Source organism: Aquirufa aurantiipilula (assembly GCF_019923745.1).
Lineage (GTDB): Bacteria > Bacteroidota > Bacteroidia > Cytophagales > Spirosomataceae > Aquirufa > Aquirufa aurantiipilula.
This window is the reverse complement of the sequence record NZ_JAANOG010000003.1, coordinates 176,152-194,479: the sequence shown is the minus strand read 5'-3', so window position 1 is coordinate 194,479 and position 18,328 is coordinate 176,152. Positions and strand designations below refer to the sequence as shown.

Below are 18,328 nucleotides of genomic sequence, written 5' to 3'. Positions count from 1 at the left end.
TAATTTGTAAATTTGTTTAGAATAGACCCTATGATCGAGAACCCTTACCATACCTCCGTTTTATTGCATGAGTGCATTGATGGATTAGCCATTAAGCCTGATGGTATTTATGTGGATGTGACTTTTGGTGGAGGGGGGCATTCTAGAGCAATTTTGGAAAAATTAGGGCCTCAAGGTAGATTGTTTGCCTTTGATCAAGATCCTGATGCTTGGCGTCAAGCTGAGAAAATCGATGATGATCGATTGGAATTAATTACAGCTAATTTCCGCCATATTCAGAAATATTTGAGGATACACGGGATCAAGCAAGTGGATGGTATTATGGCCGATTTTGGCGTATCTTCTTTTCAATTGGATGCTGCTGAAAGAGGATTTTCTACTCGATTTGATGGACCATTGGATATGCGTATGGGACCATCCGCTTCCACTGATGCCGCAGAGATTTTAAATTCCTATTCAGCTGAAAGTTTGCAGAAGATTTTTGGAATGTATGGGGAGATTAAAAATGCCAGAACTTTAGCCCAAGCGGTGGTTCAGGCAAGGACTCAAAAAGCACTAAAAACCACATCGGAATTCAAAGAAATATTGGCTAAATTAGCTCCACGATCCCGCGAGTTCAAGTACTTTGCTCAAGCGTTTCAAGCGGTGCGCATTGAGGTGAATCAAGAACTCGCAGTTATTGAAGAATTTTTAGAACAAGCAGCTAATTTATTGGCTCCAGAGGGAAGATTGGTAGTATTGTCCTTTCATTCCTTAGAAGACCGCTTAGTGAAAAACTTCATACGAACGGGAGATAGCCATGGTAAAGAAGATAAAGATTTGTTTGGGGTCGTTCATAAACCTTTAGAATCGGTCATTCGAAAACCCATTACTGCTACTGAAGAAGAATTAAAAAGAAACCCCCGTTCCCGAAGTGCAAAATTGAGAATCGCAGCTAAAATATAATATGGCCAAACAAGTTTCTGATACTGAACAAGCTCCTAAAAATTCCGTTCCAAAAGAAGGGATATTGGACCTTTTGTTCAATATGGATCCATTGACTGGTGGAGAATTACCAGTTAAATTGGTTTTTCGCATAGGCTTTATCGCATTTTTGATTTTAGTATACATTTACTACTCGATGTTAGCCGACGGTAAAATTCACCAAATAGCCAAAACCAAAGCAGAATTGGAGGAGATTCGTGCGGATTATACTACACAAAAAGCGGAATTTATGAAGATTGGTAAACAAAGCTATTTGGCCATTGCCATGAAAAAATACGCTTTGGAGCTAAGCTTAACACCGCCTACTAAAGTTGTTATGGATCAATCTAAAGAAGGAAAAAACAGCGATTAGGATATGGCTAAGGTCAAAAGACAAAATATACGTGAGATTATCACCAAGCGCTTCATCCTCTTTTTTGTTGTGGTGATTATGCTCTTTGTGATATTGGTTTTCAATTTGTACAAAATAGTATTCATTAATGGGGACACTTTACGCAACGATGTGTTCAATACCTACGTCAAAGAAAGAAGCGTAGATGCCACCCGAGGCAATATCTATTCTGATGATGGAAGTTTATTAGCTACTTCTTTGCCTAAATACCGTTTAGGCCTTGATCCTTCGGTGTACAATCGTAATGCTACTTCGGAACAAAAATTCAAGGAGCATATAGATGAGCTGGCCAATGCTTTAGCGAATTTTTTTCAGGACCATACTGCGGAAGAATACAAGAACAAAATTGTTTCTGCGAAAAAGAATGGCAAAAACTATTTGCTGCTGAACAACCGTTTACTTGATTTTCAAGAACGTAAAAAGGTCGCCAAATTCCCTTTATTTAATTTAGGCGAAGCGACCAAAACAGGGATTGTTTTTGATAAAGTCAATGTACGCTACGCTCCTTTCGGACAAATGGCTTATCGTACGGTTGGCTATTTAAAAGATAAAGTAGCTGTAGGTATTGAAGGGAGTTTTAATGCGGAGTTGAAAGGAACACCAGGAAAAGGTCTATTTGAAAAAATGGATAAAAACACTTGGCGTCCTGTAGAAGGAGGGGAAGAATCAGTTCCCAAGCCAGGATTAGACATTTACACGACCTTGGATATCAACATTCAAGATATTGTTGAAACCGCTTTGATGAAAGCCATGACCACCTATGAAGGAGATTATGGCGTGGTGATTGTGATGGAAACGGCCACAGGAGAAATCAAGGCAATTTCGAATTTATCCAAAAATGCAAATTCCCTAACAGGGTATTCAGAGAGTTTTAATTACGCCATACGAGAAGCCAGGGACCCAGGTTCAGTGTTTAAATTGCCTTCCATGATGGCTATGTTAGAAGAGGCAGATTTGCCTTTGGATATGCCGGTTTCTACGGGAAATGGAAAATACCATCATTATAATGGAACCATGTCAGACTCTCATCCCATGGGAACCATCTCAGTCGCTCAGGTGATTGAAAGTTCATCTAACGTGGGTACTATGGTTCTCATGAAAAAGGTCTTTGCTTCCAAGCCGGCAAAATTTTATGATTATTTGAAAAAATACCATTTAATTGAGTCTTTGCATTTTCAAATTCAACCGAATCCTAGACCAAATTTTCCCGTTCCAGCCAAATGGGATGCTTTTCAATTACTTTGGTCGTCGGTAGGTTATTCAACTCAATATTCCCCATTGCAGTTGATTTCATTTTACAATGCCATTGCCAATAACGGCTATTGGGTTCAGCCCATCATCGTTAGTAAAGCCACTAGAGCAGACGAAGTGGTGATAGACTACCGAGCTAGTCAAGTCAGAGATCAAGCACCTTTATGTTCACCAAAAACCTTAGCAAAGATTCAAAGTATGCTAGAGGGAGTAGTGACCAAAGGAACTGCCAATAACATCAAAGGTACATCTTATGGTATTGCAGGTAAAACAGGTACAGCTCAGCGAATTATCAATGGTAGATACATACCTGGTAAATATTATACCTCATTTATTGGTTATTTCCCTGTAAAAAAACCTAAATACACCATTTTGGTGTCTATCGATAATCCGCAAGGACATGCGGAAGCTACGTATGCTCGACAAGTTACGGCACCGGTTTTTAAAGAAATTTCGGACAATATTTACCTACGTGACATGAAGTTGCACCGTAAATTGGCGGGCACCTTACCTGATTCATTAAACAAGGCTTCATTGAGCCATACGGTTCATCCTATGGACCAAACTATATTGTATTCCAATTTTGGATTACCTAAAGTAGAGGAAGATGGAAGTTGGTTGCAGTTTAAAATGGATAAGCAATTGGTGCAAAATACGCCTCTAAGTTTTCCTGCCAAAACCGTTCCCAATGTGATCGGTATGAATTTAAGAGATGCCTTATTTACCTTGGAAAATAGAGGACTTAAAGTGAAGGCTAACGGTTTAGGTACGGTGGTCAGTCAATCTGTACCAGCAGGCAGTCCTACCCGAAAAAATTTATTATTACAAATTCAACTTCAGTAGCATGGCATCAGTTCAGACCTTATTTCAATCGATACCTGTATTACAAATAAGAGGTGAAGATCAATCGGTTGAAATGCTTTGCTTTGATTCACGAAAAGCATTAGCAGGTTCTCTGTTTTTTGCCATGCGTGGTACCCAAGTGGATGGTCATCAATTCTTGTCTCAAGTGTATGAACAAGGATGTAAGGCATGGGTAGTGGAACAATTACCTGAAGAAGTTCCTTCTGATGTGATTTGTGTTCAAGTAAAGGACAGTAATGAAGCTTTGGCTTTGGCTGCAGCAGAGTTTTATGGGCATCCTTCCAAAGAATTAAAGCTAGTTGGCATTACTGGAACCAATGGTAAAACGACGAGTGTAACCCTATTATTTGAGTTATTTAGAAAATTGGGACACCGCTGTGGTTTGATTTCTACCGTGCAAAATAAGATTGAAGATCGGGTTATTCCAGCGACACATACGACACCGGATGCCTTAAGCTTACAAGCCTTATTAAGAGAAATGAAAGAGGAGGGTTGTAGTCATGTTTTCATGGAAGTTAGCTCACATGCCGTAGTACAAAAAAGGATATTTGCCGTACAGTTTTGCGGGGCTATATTTTCCAACATTACGCGAGACCACTTGGATTTTCATGAGACATTTGATGCTTATATAGCTGCTAAAAAAGGTTTTTTTGATGCATTATCAGCTACAGCATTTGCCTTGACTAACGTAGATGATAAGCGAGGAATGGTGATGTTGCAAAACACCAAAGCCAAAAAATATACCTATGGATTATTGAATGCGGCGGATTATAAAGCTAAGATTATTAGTAATGGACTGTCTGGTTTACAGCTAGAAATCAATGGGCAACATTTGCATGCTCAGTTGATTGGAACATTCAATGCCTATAATTTATTAGCTATTTATTCTACGGCCATCATTTTAGGGGAAGACCCTCTAGAGGTTTTGATTCAATTATCAAGCTTGAAAACAGCCCCAGGCCGGTTTGAACAAATGGCTGGCAGCCAACATAAAATGGCCATCGTTGATTATGCTCATACGCCTGATGCTTTAGAAAATGTCTTGAAAACCATTCAAGCGATTCGGTCAAAAAACCAAAAAATCATTACAGTAGTAGGTTGTGGAGGTAATCGTGATGCGGGAAAAAGACCTATCATGGCTGCCTTAGCGGCTAAATTTTCAGACGCATTTGTACTTACTTCAGATAATCCAAGAAAGGAAGATCCAGAATTTATCTTGGATCAAATGGAAGCAGGAGTAAGTGAAGAAGATAAAGTGAAAATGACAAGAATGGTTGATCGGAAAGAGGGAATATTTTACGCTATTCGACAATTGGCAGGTGCAGGAGATATCATTTTAGTGGCAGGGAAAGGACATGAAACTTACCAAGACATACAAGGTGTGAAATATGATTTCGATGATAAACAAGTTATTCAGGAAGCTTTTGGGGCTATGAATTAATTTGTACATCGGTATAAAATTTTGCATTTTTGTTTTTAATATCTAATCCAAATTTCAGGAATATGTTGTATTACCTTTTTGATTACCTAGACAAGCAATGGAACATTCCGGGAGCAGGGGTATTTCAATATATTTCATTTCGCGTTTTTATGGCTATCATCACCTCATTAGGGATAGCAGCTATTTGGGGTAAAGCGGTAATTTATCGTTTGCAAAGACTTCAAATTGGCGAGGAAATTCGTGATTTAGGTTTAGAAGGTCAAATGCAGAAGAAAGGTACCCCTACGATGGGAGGCTTTATTATTCTTTTGTCCCTGATTATTCCCACCTTACTGTTTGCTAAAATCACCAACGTATATATTGTACTGTTACTAACTTCTGCCATTTGGTTAGGCGCAGTGGGTTTTGCGGATGATTACATTAAAGTTTTTAAAAAGAACAAAGATGGTTTATCGGGCCGTTTTAAAATAGTGGGTCAGATTGGGCTAGGAATTATTGTAGGTTTGACCATGTATTTCAATGAGCATATCAAAGTACGGTTATTTTCAAAAGTGAGTGTATTAGCAGATGGTACGGCCTTACAGTCTTACACGGATCATAAATCATTGATGACAACGGTACCTTTTTTAAAGAATAACCAGTTTGACTACAACATGTTGTTACCAGATTTCATTCCTGATCATTATGTTTGGGTGGTCTATGTGTTGGTCGTTATTTTTATTATTACCGCTGTTTCCAATGGAGCTAATATTACAGATGGATTGGATGGATTGGCAGCAGGCACATCCGTGATTATCGGTTTGACATTGGCCATTTTGGCCTATGTGTCGGGGAATAAAGTATTCTCTCAATATTTAAATGTGATGTTTATTCCCAATTCGGGAGAGTTGGCCATTTTTTGTGCTGCTTTCGTGGGTGCTTGTATTGGATTTTTATGGTACAATGCTTACCCTGCCCAAGTTTTTATGGGAGATACAGGTAGTTTAATGTTGGGAGGAGTGATTGCTACGTTAGCCATTGTTATTCGTAAAGAGATGTTGATTCCCGTATTATGTGGAATCTTTTTGGTGGAAAATCTATCAGTCATTATTCAGGTGGCTTATTTTAAGTATACCAAACGAAAATATGGAGAAGGAAGGCGGGTCTTTTTGATGTCCCCTTTGCACCATCATTTTCAGAAGAAAAATTACCATGAGGCTAAAATTGTTATCCGCTTCTTAATTGTGGGTATTATTTTAGCTGTTATTTCACTTGTCACTTTAAAATTGCGCTAAGCGCTACCTAGTTTTGAGTCAAATTCGCCTATTCCCAAGAAACAAATCCTTTCAAGAAATTATACCATTACCGGCTTCCAAGTCGGAAAGTAATCGTGCTTTGATTATAAATGCCTTAGCAGGAGGTGCATTATCCAATGTGTCTAATTTGGCTGAAGCGAGAGATACCCAAACCATGATTCGCTTATTGGCGGAAAATGGTGAAGTGGCTGATGTATTAGATGCTGGCACGACCATGCGTTTTTTGACAGCTTATTATGCGATCAAAGGACAAAAGAAAAAAATGACGGGTACACCACGGATGTGTGAGCGGCCTATTGGTATTTTGGTCGATGCTTTAAGGGCTTTAGGAGCAGACATCACTTATCTGAATAAAGAGGGTTATCCTCCCATGCAATTGAATGGATTTAGCTATGCGGGTAATCGGAATTTATCCATTCGAGGAGATGTAAGTTCACAGTTTATTTCGGCTATTTTAATGTTGGCGCCCTTGTTGCCAGCCGGTTTGGAATTGACTATAACAGGTTCATTAGGGTCAAAACCATACGTAGAAATGACTCTGGCTCAAATGAAACATTTTGGCATTCAAGCAGAGGCAGATTGGAAAAGGGCGGTGATTAACATCCCAGCTCAACCTTATCAAGTGAATCCTTTTGCGGTGGAATCAGATTGGTCTGGAGCTAGTTATTGGTATTCCATGGTGGCTTTATCTCCCTTTGAGGATGCTTCCTTGGAGTTATTGGGCTTGAAGGAAAATTCATTGCAAGGTGATTCAGCTATTCAGCACATCATGGCTGAAATGGGCGTTAAAAGTACTTATACAGGAAGAGGTTTTTTATTGACAAAATGTGATGCTAAACCAAGTTTGGCTTGGGATTTTACCGATTGTCCAGATTTAGCACAAACCATTTGTGTGGTAGCTACAGCTAAAAATATCCATTTGACGCTAACAGGAATTGAGTCATTGAAAGTAAAAGAAACGGATCGTGTCTTTGCATTGCAACAAGAACTGCAGAAGATTGGTGGAAATTTATTGGAGGTGGAACCTTGTTTAAAATATGAATTATCAGGAGCCTTGTCCATCCCAGAGCAAGCAGTTCCTGAATTTGAAACCTACGATGATCATCGTATGGCCATGGCATTTGCTCCATTAGGTTTATTATCTGAAATCGTCATTCATGAGCCTGGTGTAGTAGCAAAATCGTATCCAAGTTTTTGGTCTCATGTGGATAAAGTAGTAGATTCCAAGGAATAAGTATATTGGATTTCTTAAGGTAGATAGCAGGATTTTATCGTTTTTCACTTAGATTTGACAACCTTTGAAAGGTTGTCAAATCTACATGTACATTCGCCAAGGGTGAAATTTCGAAATTGCTAAATCAACAATCCAATGAAAAAAATTCTACTTATCCTATTGTGGGCGGTTCAGCCTATTTTAGCTCAAAAAACCATCATTCATTGCGGTAATTTAATTGATGTGAAAACATTGAAGGTCTTACCCAATATGTCGATTACAGTCCAAGGGAAAAAGATTGTTAGTGTATCATCAGGTTTTATCAATCCAGAAAAAGGGGATAAGGTAATCGATTTAAAAAGTAAAACTGTGATGCCAGGCTTAATTGACATGCACGTTCATTTACGTAGTGAAACCAATCCCAATGCTTATTTGGATCGCTTTGTGAAAAATCCCGCAGATCAAGCATATCAAGCTTTGGTCTTTGGTAAGAAAAATTTGATGGCAGGATTTACCACCGTAAGGGATTTGGGTGGATTGGTCAGCATTAATTTAAGGAATGCCATCAACAATGGCTTGGTAGAAGGACCGAGGATTTTTGCTGCCGGGGTTGCTATTTCCACCACCGGTGGACACATGGATGGAACTAATGGGGTAAACCAATATTATACTAAAGACTTGGGTCCAGAGGAAGGTATTATAAATGGAGTCGATGATGCCCGTAAAGCCGTTAGACAACGCTATAAAGAAGGTTCCGATGTCATTAAAATTGCTTCTACAGGTGGGGTATTGAGTTATGCCAAAGATGGAATGGGTGCTCAGTTTACCGTGGAAGAGGTACAAGCCATTGTACAAACGGCCAAGGATTATGGATTTAAAGTAGCAGCACATGCCCATGGTGCAGATGGAATTAAACGTGCCGTTTTAGGAGGTGTTAGCTCCATTGAACATGGAACCTACATGACGGAAGAGATTATGGAATTGATGAAGAAACATGGAACCTATTATGTACCTACCGTCATTGCGGGGAGATCTACGGCTGACTCAGCTAAAATCCCCAATTATTATCCAGAAATGGTTCGTTTAAAAGCATTAGCCATTGGCCCCATGATTCAGTCTACCTTTGCTAAGGCGTATAAAGCAGGTGTTAAAATTGCCTTTGGAACAGATGCTGGCGTATTTGGTCACGGCAAAAATGCTCGAGAATTTGAGTTGATGCACGAAGCAGGTATGCCTGCATTGGAAACGATACAGTCTGCCACAGTACATGCTGCAGATTTGTTGGGTCAAAGTGACATGCTAGGATCTATTGAACCAGGCAAATGGGCAGACATCATTGCCGTTGAAGGAAATCCAGCGGAAACCATCCAGTCGATGAGTCGAGTGAAATTTGTAATGAAAGAAGGTAAGGTGTACAAAAACGAATAAACCACCCAGCATGGGCGGACTATTCAAGTTGGCCCATGCTTAACGTAAAGCTGGAACTTGTTTCTTTAGTAATTCAAATCCACCAAAGAAAATACCAGAAAATAAGAATTGGCTCAGCAAACTGTTTTTCAAGAAAGGTAATCCCATCGCGTAGCATTGCATTAATCCATTCCAATCTTTTGTGTACACTAATTCGTCGCCAACTACTGCCGTACCTAGGCTAGGCAAGTTCAACCAAACTGCAAAATTAGAAAGTAAGAAGAAGCCAATAACGGCTGCTAAATTGGATGCAAGGAAGTTTAATGCGGTGATTTTGTTTTTCAACATGTAAGAACCCAACAAAGAAATACCTACAAAAAGCGACATATGGATAGGTGCGAAACCGAATGAAAACCCTTCGTAATATTGTGGATAAACTAGATTATTTAAAACCAAATTGGCCATCCAAATACTTAAAATAGTCCAAGAGATGGATTGTGATTTTGTACTAAAGTAGGCCCCAGCAAATAAGGCCATCGATGTAATGGGAGAAAAATTAGCCCACGCTGGTCCAGCCAATATTAAAAGTCGGCTTGCAACAGCTAACAATAAAATGCAAATTAGGGTAAGCGTTCTTTTCGACATTATCGTAAAATTTGAAAGAATCTATTTTGGACTAGGAAAATAATTTCCAAAGGTAAAACAAAAGCCGTAATTTTATCCATTCGAATGGAATTTATGTATCAAGACTTGCCAAAAATTGGATTATTAGGAGGAGGACAGTTAGGGCGCATGCTTTTACAAGCAGGTATCGATTTGGATTTTCAGATTTCCTGTCTCGATCCAGATCCCGAAGCACCTTGCCATCGTTTGGCTCATGAATTTACCCAAGGGTCTTTTCAAGATTTTGATACAGTTTATCAATTTGGTCAATCCCAAGATTTGATCAGCATTGAGATTGAGCATGTCAATATAGATGCCCTAGAGAAATTAGCATCTGAAGGGAAACAGGTTTATCCTCAACCACATTTGCTTCGAATGATTCAGGATAAAAGAACTCAAAAGCAGTTTTTTCAGCAATATGGATTTCCTACGGCCGACTTCCGATTAATTGAGTCGCGAGAAGAAATAAATCAGCATCTTGATTTTTTACCAGCTTATCAAAAGTTGGGAAAAGGAGGTTACGATGGCAAAGGCGTTCAATTGATTGCAGATGCAACTCAAATAGCTGAAGGTTTTGATGCCCCCGGACTATTAGAAAAGGCAGTTGATTTTGAAAAAGAACTAGCTGTTATCGTTGCTAGAAATATACATGGAGAAGTAAAAGCCTTTCCAGCAGTTGAAATGGTTTTTCATCCTGTACAGAATTTAGTCGAGTTTTTGATTTCACCTGCAGCTATTTCTGAAGAAATCGAAGCACAAGCGGTAGATATCGCTACTCGATTGATAGAAGAAATGAAAATGGTAGGTCTTTTGGCCGTAGAAATGTTTTTGACCAAAGACGGTCAGGTATTAATCAATGAAATTGCCCCTCGACCACATAATTCGGGTCATCAAACGATACGAGCTAATGCTACTTCTCAATATGAGCAGCATTTGCGAGCCATCGCTGGATTACCTTTAGGTGATACGTCTACCACTGTTTTTGCCGGTATGCTAAATCTATTAGGTGAGGCAGGTTATACAGGTAAGGTTAAATATGAAGGATTGGCTGAAGCCTTAGCTATTCCAGGAGTTTTCCCTTTTTTGTATGGTAAAAAAATAACCAAACCATTTCGTAAAATGGGGCATGTGAGTATCATAGGCGAGAGTCGGGAAGAAGTAGAGGAAAAAGCCAATCAAGTGAAAAAAATCATTCGTGTTATTAGTTAAGCAGCAATAGATATGGTAGGAATCATCATGGGAAGTAGTTCAGATCTTTCGGTTATGCAAGATGCAATCGAAATCTGCAAGGAATTTGGAGTAGCTTATGAAGTAGATATTGTATCTGCGCATCGTACTCCAGTAAAAATGCTTCAATATGCACAAACGGCTAAAGAGCGAGGAGTTAAGGTAATTATCGCTGGTGCAGGAGGTGCAGCACATCTACCAGGTATGGTTGCCTCGGCTACCATTTTGCCAGTAATCGGTGTACCTGTGAAATCATCTAATTCAATCGATGGATGGGATTCTGTTTTGTCAATATTGCAAATGCCCAATGGTGTTCCAGTAGCAACCGTGGCCTTGAATGCTTCCAAAAATGCCGGGATATTAGCCGTTCAAATGTTAGCTATTTCAGATGAAGACTTATCCCAAAAATTGCTAACATACAAGCAAGATTTAATTGAGAAAGTGGCTGAAATGAGCCAAAAAACAAAATCCAATTTGTCATAATTCATGAAAAATCCTTTTTCATTCCTTAAAGATAGTTCTACTGCCAGGCTCCCCTTCATTACTTTGCTGATCTTATTGGTCACTTTGTTGGGTTTACTTTTGGTGGGTTATGAACATTTTTTGAGTCCCAAGTCAGAAGAATTGGTGAAAGCTGAAAAGCTAAAAATGGAAGAGGATGAAACGCTGTTGGATGACCCAACTCCCATTATCATTGATTCCACAGAAGATTCGGATCCTACAATAGGGGCTAGTAATCAAGGAGATTCGGCAGTTACAGCTCAGCAAGAATTGGAGGCTCAGAAAAAGGAAGCCGAGGCAGAAAAAGTCCCAGAAACAGAAGCCCTAAAGAATGTTGGAGGTAAGAATCATGCCTATACGGTTGAAAAAGGGGAAACATTTTTTGGAATAGCCAACCGTTTTGGGCTTAAACCAGATCAATTAAAGGCCTTAAATCCGGGAGTTGACCCCAATGGAATTAAAGTAGGAGTAACTCGATTGAACGTTAAAATCCAAACCATTCACACGGTTGGTCCAGGTGATGTACTTCGTGTAGTAGCGGCAAAATACGGTGTTTCCAAAAAGTCACTGATGGAAGTTAACCATAAAGATCAAGACATTACTTTACGCGGTGAACAGCTAATTATTCCTTTACATTAATTAATTTTCATGCGTAAAGCGCTAATTCTCGTATTTCTGAGTGTTATTTCTTGCGCATCCTATTCGCAATCTGTTGTAAGAACTTGTCAAGTAAGTCGATTGGATAGCCTTCAATGGAAGGATTTGGTTTGGATGTTTGCCCAGCAAGATAGCCTGACAGAACTAGAACCACATCAAAGTTTAACGCTTATACTTGAAGATAGTCAAGGTCTTAGAACAGAAAAGACTTTTCAGTCGGATAGTACTTTTCGAATGAATGAATCGGTGGATGAATATTTAGCCCAACGTATTCTGATTGATAAACCCGACCTTACGGCATTTTGGGCATTGGAATTGGAAGACGATATCCGCTTATTTAAATCATTAAAGGATAGTTTGCAGGCAAAATTCAAATTTAGGCATTATGCCATGCGCTATTCCTCAGAGACACGCTCCTTGAAACAGCAATTATCCCTGCAAAAGCGTGGTCGATCTAAGATAGCCTTGTCCATGCACAATTTTAGTTTAGCTGCCGATGTAGCCATCTACCGAAAAAAGCGCTATTTGAAAAGAGGTTTGATGTACGACAAAATGGGGGCCATTGCCAAAGATCAAGGTCTTTTTTGGGGAGGTGATTTTGTTGGATTTCCTGACCTAGGCCATATTCAGGCTTTTAAAAATTCAGCAGAATTACTTCGTCAACATCCTAATTTGGCATTTGAATTCGAGCATTTTAAAAGTAATTATGAACAGATTTATGTTCAAAAGGCTCAAATAGGCCGAGAAGATTTAGTTCAAGATACCCGAGATTTATTGGAAGCTATGAATGAATTTCGTTTAGGTCAGCCTTGTCTTTGTGATAAAGCTCAACCCATTCCTATTAGTGCGCAATTTTGGATGAATAGCTATCAACAAAATCCCAAACCCAGAATTCACGTGAATTTAAAGGATCAATGGGCCTATGTGCAGCGCGGGAGTAATGGATATTTTTTTCCTTTGGGTATTTGGCAGCGATAAGCTAAAATGTGAAAGAATAGCCACGTAGAAAATCGGCTATTTTCATGCGCTTTTTACCTTCCATTTGCCATTCCAAAATCTGAATGTAGCCATCGGAGCAGCCTACGCGCAAAAATGTCTTTTGATCTGAATCCCAAACACCAATTCCTAAATCAGGGATAATTTCTGGGTGAAATGCGATCTGAATTAGTTTGCAATTCTTTCCTTGAAACTGGGTATGTGATCCAGGAAATGGATGCATGCCACGCACCAAATTAACGATTTCTTGTCCTTTTTTAGACCAATGTACTTCACCTGTTGCTCGATGTAATTTGGGAGCAGGCTTCATATCGCCAGTCAGGATTTGAGGTTTGGGCTGATAATTATTTTCCTGAATAGCTTTAGCTGTTTTTACGACGAGCTTAGCTCCTTTTTTCATCAAACGCTCGTAAAGTTCGCCAGTGGTATCAGTGGAGGAAATCGCTTCCTTTTCTTGAAACAATAAATCACCGGTGTCTATTTCATGTTGCAAGAAAAAGGTAGTAACCCCGGTTTCGGTTTCTCCATTTATAACTGCCCAGTGAATAGGAGCAGCCCCTCGATAATTAGGTAAAAGAGAAGCATGTAGGTTGAAAGTGCCTAAAGGGGGCATATTCCAAACAGCTTCAGGTAGCATACGAAATGCTACAATAACCTGTAGGTCAGCTTGGTATGATTTTAGCTCTTCTAGAAATTCAGGGTCCTTTAATTTGAGCGGTTGTAAGACAGGTAAATTTTTACTTTCTGCAAATATTTTTACGGGAGAAGCTTGAATTTGCTGGCCTCTTCCTGCGGGTTTATCGGGAGCTGTTACCACGGCTACCACCGAAAAATTAGCCTCAATTAAAGCTTCTAGGCTTGCAACCGCAAAATCAGGAGTACCAAAAAATACAATGCGCATAAGTAAATGATCAATAATTCGGATATTCGAAATGATTTGGGAATCTCTCAGCTTTTTAATTACCTTTGCAGGGCAAAATAAACCGAATTACGTGTTATTTATAAAATATTTATTTTAGGAACGAATCCGAAGCAAAACTACGAATAAATTAAGTAGAACGGTCGGAGGCCGTTCTATTTTGTTTTTATCACCCTGTATAATTAATAAAGCATATGGCAAAGTTACAATATTACACCGCAGAGGCCCTAGACAAGTTAAAGGCTGAATTGCATCACCTAAAGATTCAAGGTAGATCGGATATGGCTAAGCAAATTGCTGAAGCGCGTGATAAAGGTGATTTAAGTGAAAATGCTGAATACGATGCCGCAAAAGATGCTCAAGGACTTTTAGAGTTAAAAATTTCTAAAATGGAAGAGATTGTTGCCAATGCGCGTGTGCTTGATGAATCGACCATTGATTTATCCAAGGTGTCAATCTATTCGATAGTTCAAATTAAAAATACAAAATCAGGTGCTGTGGTAACTTATACCATTGTATCTGAAGAGGAAGCAGATTTGAGAGCCGGTAAAATTTCCGCATCATCACCATTTGGAAAAGGTTTGTTAGGAAAAAAAGTGGGAGATTTAGCCGAGATTCAAGCACCAGCAGGTAAATTGGAATTCGAAATTATTTCAATTACCCGTTAATATAATCACATTCAAAACTTGAAATCCCAATCAATCGATTGGGATTTTTTGTATTTTAGAGGATATGAATATTCATTTTGCCCACCCCATGTATTTATGGGCCTTATTGGGATTAATCATACCGCTTTGGATGCATTTTTACCATAGAAAGGCAGCCAAGGTTTTATATTATTCGGATTTAAGTTGGTTAGAAAAGATTCACCAAGAAGGAAAAGGTTTAAAACAAATTCAGAAAATCTGGCTATTGTTGGCTCGTTTGATAAGTTTGTTTTTTTTGATTTTAGGTTTTGCCAATCCACTAGGACCGATCTCGTTCAATAGGTCTTCAAAGTCTAATTTAATCCTTTATATAGATAATAGTCCGACTCAAGTTTTAGCCGCTAGAAAGTCATTTTTAGCTAAATCTAGCAGTTTGCCGACTAGTCCAAATGGTCAAGCTCATGTATTTTTCAATGATTTTGAAAGTCAAGATTTTGAACCTAAACCATGGCCTAAAATTAAGGAACAATGGAACCAAAGAGGACCTGGTTTGGAGCCAGTAAAGGCATTGAACCTAGTAAAACATGCTCAGCAAATAGCGGAGGAGAATCAGCAAGAACCAATGCTTTATTGGTTTTCCGATTTTCCTAAGAACAAAGCTTTACCCATTTTCCCCAATCAGGGGAGTTATATTTTACAACCTTTCGCTGCCCTACATTCGGATAATGTTTTCGTCGATAGTGTTTATTTGTCCAATAAATTCATTCGCCCTAATACCAGTTATGACCTTATAGTTCGCATGAAAAATGGTGGAACTAAAACGGCGAATAAAAGACAAGTTTCTCTCTATTTGAATGATTTCATGATGGCGACCCAGTCTGTCAACTTGGAACCATCGGCTTCTACGGAACTTAAGTTTTCATTTTCTTTGGCTAAATCGGGGGTATACAAGGCAAAATTGATGTCGGATGATCCCGTGGCTTTTGATAATAGTTTTTATTTTTTGTTGCAAAGCTCTGCCCCACGCAAAATTTATGTGGTAGGGAATGCTCAAAATTTAGAGAAGGTATTTGAGAAAGAAGAGTTTTTTGAATTCAAATCCATTCAGGCTTCGGAAATATTACCAGGGCATTTGCCAGAGGATGCTTTTGTGTGTTTGGTGGGTATTGAAAATAGGACAGCTACGGATTGGAAAGCATTGAATACCTGGGTCAGCCAAGGGCATTCTTTAGCAATAATTCCCAATCAGGTGCCTAATGATGCTATTCTGCAAGATTTAAATCGTTTTTTATCGGGTACTGGTAAGCAGATTGCTCAAACTTCCACTTCGGAATTACCTGTTCAACAAGTATCATCAAGTCAATCGTTTTTTCAAGCGATTTTAGCCAAAAAATCCTTGGATAAGGCCTCTAAATTATGGACATCTAAGCCTTTATGGGAATGGAATCCAGGAAAGGGAACACTCATTTCCTGGATGAACGCTAAACCATTTTTAGAGAAAATAAGTGTAGGTCAAGGAAGCGTATTTTTGTTTTCTTCCCAGGTATTATCACCTCAAGATGGATTTAATCGGCATGGCTTATTTTTGCCCGTTTGGCATGAAATGGTTTTATCTAGTGGCCTAAGTCCTGTATTGCATCAACGTATAAATTCTAAAGGAATAGAAATTAAAGCAAGTGCTGATTTTGTATTTCAATCTGTAGAGAAAAGCTTGTTGTATTGGCAGAAACAAGGGAAATCCTATATTCCTGAACAAAATTGGTTGGGGAAATCTTGGATATGTCGCATTCCACAGGCAATGATGCAAGATCTTAGGTCGGGGGCAAATGGTTTTATTGATGCCCAAGTGGGAGGAAAAACCATGGCTACTTTCGCCTTAAATTATCCCAAAGAATTTAGTGAATTGGCGACCTATTCGAAGAAGGAATTGGAAGAGTATTATGCTGGTCAAAAGCAAGTAAGCATTAGTCAAGATCTCCCAGATGGCCTTGGAGAGGATAATCCGCAGACGAGCTGGGCAATGCATTGTTTTGCTTTAGCTTTATTTTTCTTTTTCGTAGAAATGGCCTTAGTGCTGTGGAATAGCCGTTCTTCAAGAACGGGCTCCGTAAATCGCTGAACCCACACGTACCATGGTAGAGCCTAAATGGGCTGCTAAGAGGTAATCTCCTGACATACCCATGGATAATTCTTTCCATTCCACCAAGCCCGTTTCATAGCCTGTCTGCTTGGTTTGAAGGTCAATAAATATATCATGTAATGTTTGAAATTCAGCAGCTACTTGGGCTTCATTGTCAGTAAAACTAGCCATCCCCATCAAACCCAATATTTTGATATGGCTTAATTCCGCAAATTCAGGACTAGCCAATATGGTCAATAATTCCTCTTTATCTAGTCCAAACTTGCTTTCCTCTTGAGCAATATACATTTGAAAAAGACAAGGAATACAGCGTCCATGCTTTTTTCCTTGCGTATCAATCTCTTTTAAAAGGCGAAAAGAATCAACGGAATGAATCAAATGAACGAATGGGGCAATATATTTTACTTTATTCGTTTGTAAGTGACCTATTTGATGCCAACGGATATCGGTAGGTAATTGACTTTGCTTTTCCACCATTTCTTGAACACGATTTTCCCCAAAATCGAGTATTCCAGCATCATAAGTGGCTCTCAGCTCATCGATGCTACGGGTTTTGGTTACTGCAATGAGTTTCGCAGAACTAGATTTCAATTGGGCTTGAATGTCTGAAATATGTTGTGCGATGGACATGATGGAAATTTGTGAAAGATTGAATGAAGAAAAAAATAAAAGTAAAATTAATTTATTATTTTTGATTCTAGGAGTTTGATATTCATCAACTCTTACCAGAAAAATTTGAACATGGAGTCAAATACTATGAGTTCCAAGGAAAAGAGTCAGCAGCGAATTATTGGAGTGCTTTCTTTGCTTCTTCTTTTAATGAGCGGGCTTTGGGTGTGTGAGCATTATCAAATTCAGCTTTTTTCTTTAGGTAAAACAGAAGAAAAGTTTGCAGAAAGTGCTAGTGAACAGCTGGATTCAATTTCCAAGCAATTGCAATTGCGCATGGTTCAAATCAAGAAATTAGGTGGTCGAGTGAGTGAGTTAGAAATAGCTCGGGAACAAATATTGGGGGATAAGAAGGAATTGGCAGAAAATCCTAAAATGAATGAAGCAGATTTTAAGCAGAAATTGGCCTATTATTTGCGTTTATTGGGATTGAAAGACCAAGAAATCAAGAAATTAAGAAGAGAGAATACCTTTTTATTAGCGCGAAATGATTCTTTGAGTCGAGAGGCTAAATTATTACAGGATGGATTATCCAATGTTCAGAAAGCTTTAAAGGATTCTTCAGAGACATTTGGTTTGAAGCAAAGAGAGTTGAATGAGCGTTCACGGATTTTGGAAGTTAGAAATCAAGAATTGGTAGAAAAGGTTTCTGTGGCAGCAGCCATGCGAGCAGAAGGGGTAAATGTTTACGCCATTTCTTCTAGAGGAAAGGAAGTGGGGATACATAAATCCAAGAAAATTGACAAGATTCGAGTGATTTTCCATTTACAAGAGAATCCTTTAGCCTCAAAAGAAGTTAAGACCATTTATTTGCGGATCATAGAACCAACGGGTCAAACCTTATCGGATTATTCTTTGGGTTCAGGTAGTTTTACTTTCAAAGGGAAAGAGCTTTCCTATACTGCCAAGCAACGTATTTTTTATGAAAATAATCACCAGTCGGTAGAATTCATTTATGCCCGGTCTGTTCCTTACAGAGAGGGGAAGCATGAAATTGAGCTCTATGCGGAAGGTTTCTTAATTGGACTCGGTTCTTTCGAAGTTCGCTAATCAATTTTTTCAT

Annotated in this window: 17 protein-coding genes; 14 read left to right on the top strand and 3 right to left on the bottom strand. The window is 38.9% G+C overall.

Annotated features, from left to right (window positions below; all coding sequences use genetic code 11):
• The first annotated feature begins 30 nt into the window (after window positions 1-30).
• From rsmH to G9H60_RS04415, 7 genes are all read left to right on the top strand, one after another.
• Window positions 31-945 carry a 16S rRNA (cytosine(1402)-N(4))-methyltransferase RsmH gene (gene rsmH, locus G9H60_RS04445; protein ID WP_223142902.1) on the top strand — a complete coding sequence of 305 codons (915 nt, stop codon included), beginning with the start codon at window positions 31-33 and terminating at the stop codon, window positions 943-945.
• Between the two features lies 1 nt (window position 946).
• The gene (locus tag G9H60_RS04440; protein ID WP_223142901.1) at window positions 947-1,336 is read left to right on the top strand and encodes an FtsL-like putative cell division protein; all 390 of its coding nucleotides are present in this window, start codon (window positions 947-949) and stop codon (window positions 1,334-1,336) included.
• 3 nt (window positions 1,337-1,339) lie between these two features.
• Entirely contained in the window at window positions 1,340-3,469 is a 2,130-nt protein-coding gene (locus tag G9H60_RS04435) for a penicillin-binding protein (protein WP_223142900.1), read from the top strand.
• A gap of 1 nt (window position 3,470) precedes the next feature.
• Window positions 3,471-4,931 (top strand): UDP-N-acetylmuramoyl-L-alanyl-D-glutamate--2,6-diaminopimelate ligase, encoded by a 1,461-nt coding sequence (locus G9H60_RS04430; protein WP_223142899.1) that lies wholly within the window; start codon window positions 3,471-3,473, stop codon window positions 4,929-4,931.
• Between the two features lie 62 nt (window positions 4,932-4,993).
• A complete protein-coding gene (gene mraY, locus G9H60_RS04425; protein ID WP_223142898.1) occupies window positions 4,994-6,205 on the top strand; it encodes a phospho-N-acetylmuramoyl-pentapeptide-transferase in 1,212 nt (403 codons plus the stop codon).
• 13 nt (window positions 6,206-6,218) lie between these two features.
• The gene (locus G9H60_RS04420) at window positions 6,219-7,460 is read left to right on the top strand and encodes a 3-phosphoshikimate 1-carboxyvinyltransferase (protein ID WP_223142897.1); all 1,242 of its coding nucleotides are present in this window, start codon (window positions 6,219-6,221) and stop codon (window positions 7,458-7,460) included.
• Window positions 7,461-7,595: 135 nt separating this feature from the next.
• Window positions 7,596-8,867: a metal-dependent hydrolase family protein gene (locus G9H60_RS04415; protein ID WP_223142896.1), complete on the top strand. Its 1,272-nt coding sequence runs from the start codon at window positions 7,596-7,598 to the stop codon at window positions 8,865-8,867.
• Between the two features lie 39 nt (window positions 8,868-8,906).
• On the opposite strand, the gene G9H60_RS04410 is transcribed toward G9H60_RS04415, so the two are convergent.
• On the bottom strand, window positions 8,907-9,491 hold the full coding sequence (locus tag G9H60_RS04410; protein WP_223142895.1) for a DUF6580 family putative transport protein: 585 nt from the start codon (window positions 9,489-9,491) through the stop codon (window positions 8,907-8,909).
• Between the two features lie 93 nt (window positions 9,492-9,584).
• Between G9H60_RS04410 and G9H60_RS04405 the strand changes: the two genes are divergently transcribed.
• The 4 genes from G9H60_RS04405 to G9H60_RS04390 are packed head-to-tail and all read left to right on the top strand — an operon-like array spanning window position 9,585 to window position 12,872.
• Window positions 9,585-10,718 carry a 5-(carboxyamino)imidazole ribonucleotide synthase gene (locus tag G9H60_RS04405; protein ID WP_394369772.1) on the top strand — a complete coding sequence of 378 codons (1,134 nt, stop codon included), beginning with the start codon at window positions 9,585-9,587 and terminating at the stop codon, window positions 10,716-10,718.
• 12 nt (window positions 10,719-10,730) lie between these two features.
• On the top strand, window positions 10,731-11,219 hold the full coding sequence (gene purE, locus G9H60_RS04400; protein ID WP_223142893.1) for a 5-(carboxyamino)imidazole ribonucleotide mutase: 489 nt from the start codon (window positions 10,731-10,733) through the stop codon (window positions 11,217-11,219).
• Between the two features lie 3 nt (window positions 11,220-11,222).
• On the top strand, window positions 11,223-11,876 hold the full coding sequence (locus G9H60_RS04395) for a LysM peptidoglycan-binding domain-containing protein (protein ID WP_223142892.1): 654 nt from the start codon (window positions 11,223-11,225) through the stop codon (window positions 11,874-11,876).
• Between the two features lie 9 nt (window positions 11,877-11,885).
• Window positions 11,886-12,872: a M15 family metallopeptidase gene (locus G9H60_RS04390; RefSeq protein ID WP_223142891.1), complete on the top strand. Its 987-nt coding sequence runs from the start codon at window positions 11,886-11,888 to the stop codon at window positions 12,870-12,872.
• Window position 12,873: 1 nt separating this feature from the next.
• On the opposite strand, the gene fmt is transcribed toward G9H60_RS04390, so the two are convergent.
• Complete coding sequence (fmt, locus tag G9H60_RS04385) at window positions 12,874-13,791, bottom strand: methionyl-tRNA formyltransferase (RefSeq protein WP_223142890.1); 918 nt, start codon at window positions 13,789-13,791, stop codon at window positions 12,874-12,876.
• 212 nt (window positions 13,792-14,003) lie between these two features.
• Between fmt and greA the strand changes: the two genes are divergently transcribed.
• Both greA and G9H60_RS04375 read left to right on the top strand, forming a co-directional pair.
• Window positions 14,004-14,477, top strand: a complete 474-nt coding sequence (greA, locus tag G9H60_RS04380) for a transcription elongation factor GreA (RefSeq protein WP_223142889.1) — start codon at window positions 14,004-14,006, stop codon at window positions 14,475-14,477.
• Window positions 14,478-14,541: 64 nt separating this feature from the next.
• Window positions 14,542-16,575 carry a BatA domain-containing protein gene (locus G9H60_RS04375; protein ID WP_223142888.1) on the top strand — a complete coding sequence of 678 codons (2,034 nt, stop codon included), beginning with the start codon at window positions 14,542-14,544 and terminating at the stop codon, window positions 16,573-16,575.
• On the opposite strand, the gene G9H60_RS04370 is transcribed toward G9H60_RS04375, so the two are convergent.
• Window positions 16,549-17,226 (bottom strand): YggS family pyridoxal phosphate-dependent enzyme, encoded by a 678-nt coding sequence (locus G9H60_RS04370; RefSeq protein ID WP_223142887.1) that lies wholly within the window; start codon window positions 17,224-17,226, stop codon window positions 16,549-16,551. The two genes, G9H60_RS04375 and G9H60_RS04370, sit on opposite strands and share 27 nt — an antisense overlap.
• Window positions 17,227-17,337: 111 nt before the next feature.
• On the opposite strand from G9H60_RS04370, the gene G9H60_RS04365 reads away from it, so the two are divergent.
• On the top strand, window positions 17,338-18,315 hold the full coding sequence (locus G9H60_RS04365) for a hypothetical protein (RefSeq protein ID WP_223142886.1): 978 nt from the start codon (window positions 17,338-17,340) through the stop codon (window positions 18,313-18,315).
• The last annotated feature ends 13 nt before the right edge of the window (window positions 18,316-18,328 follow it).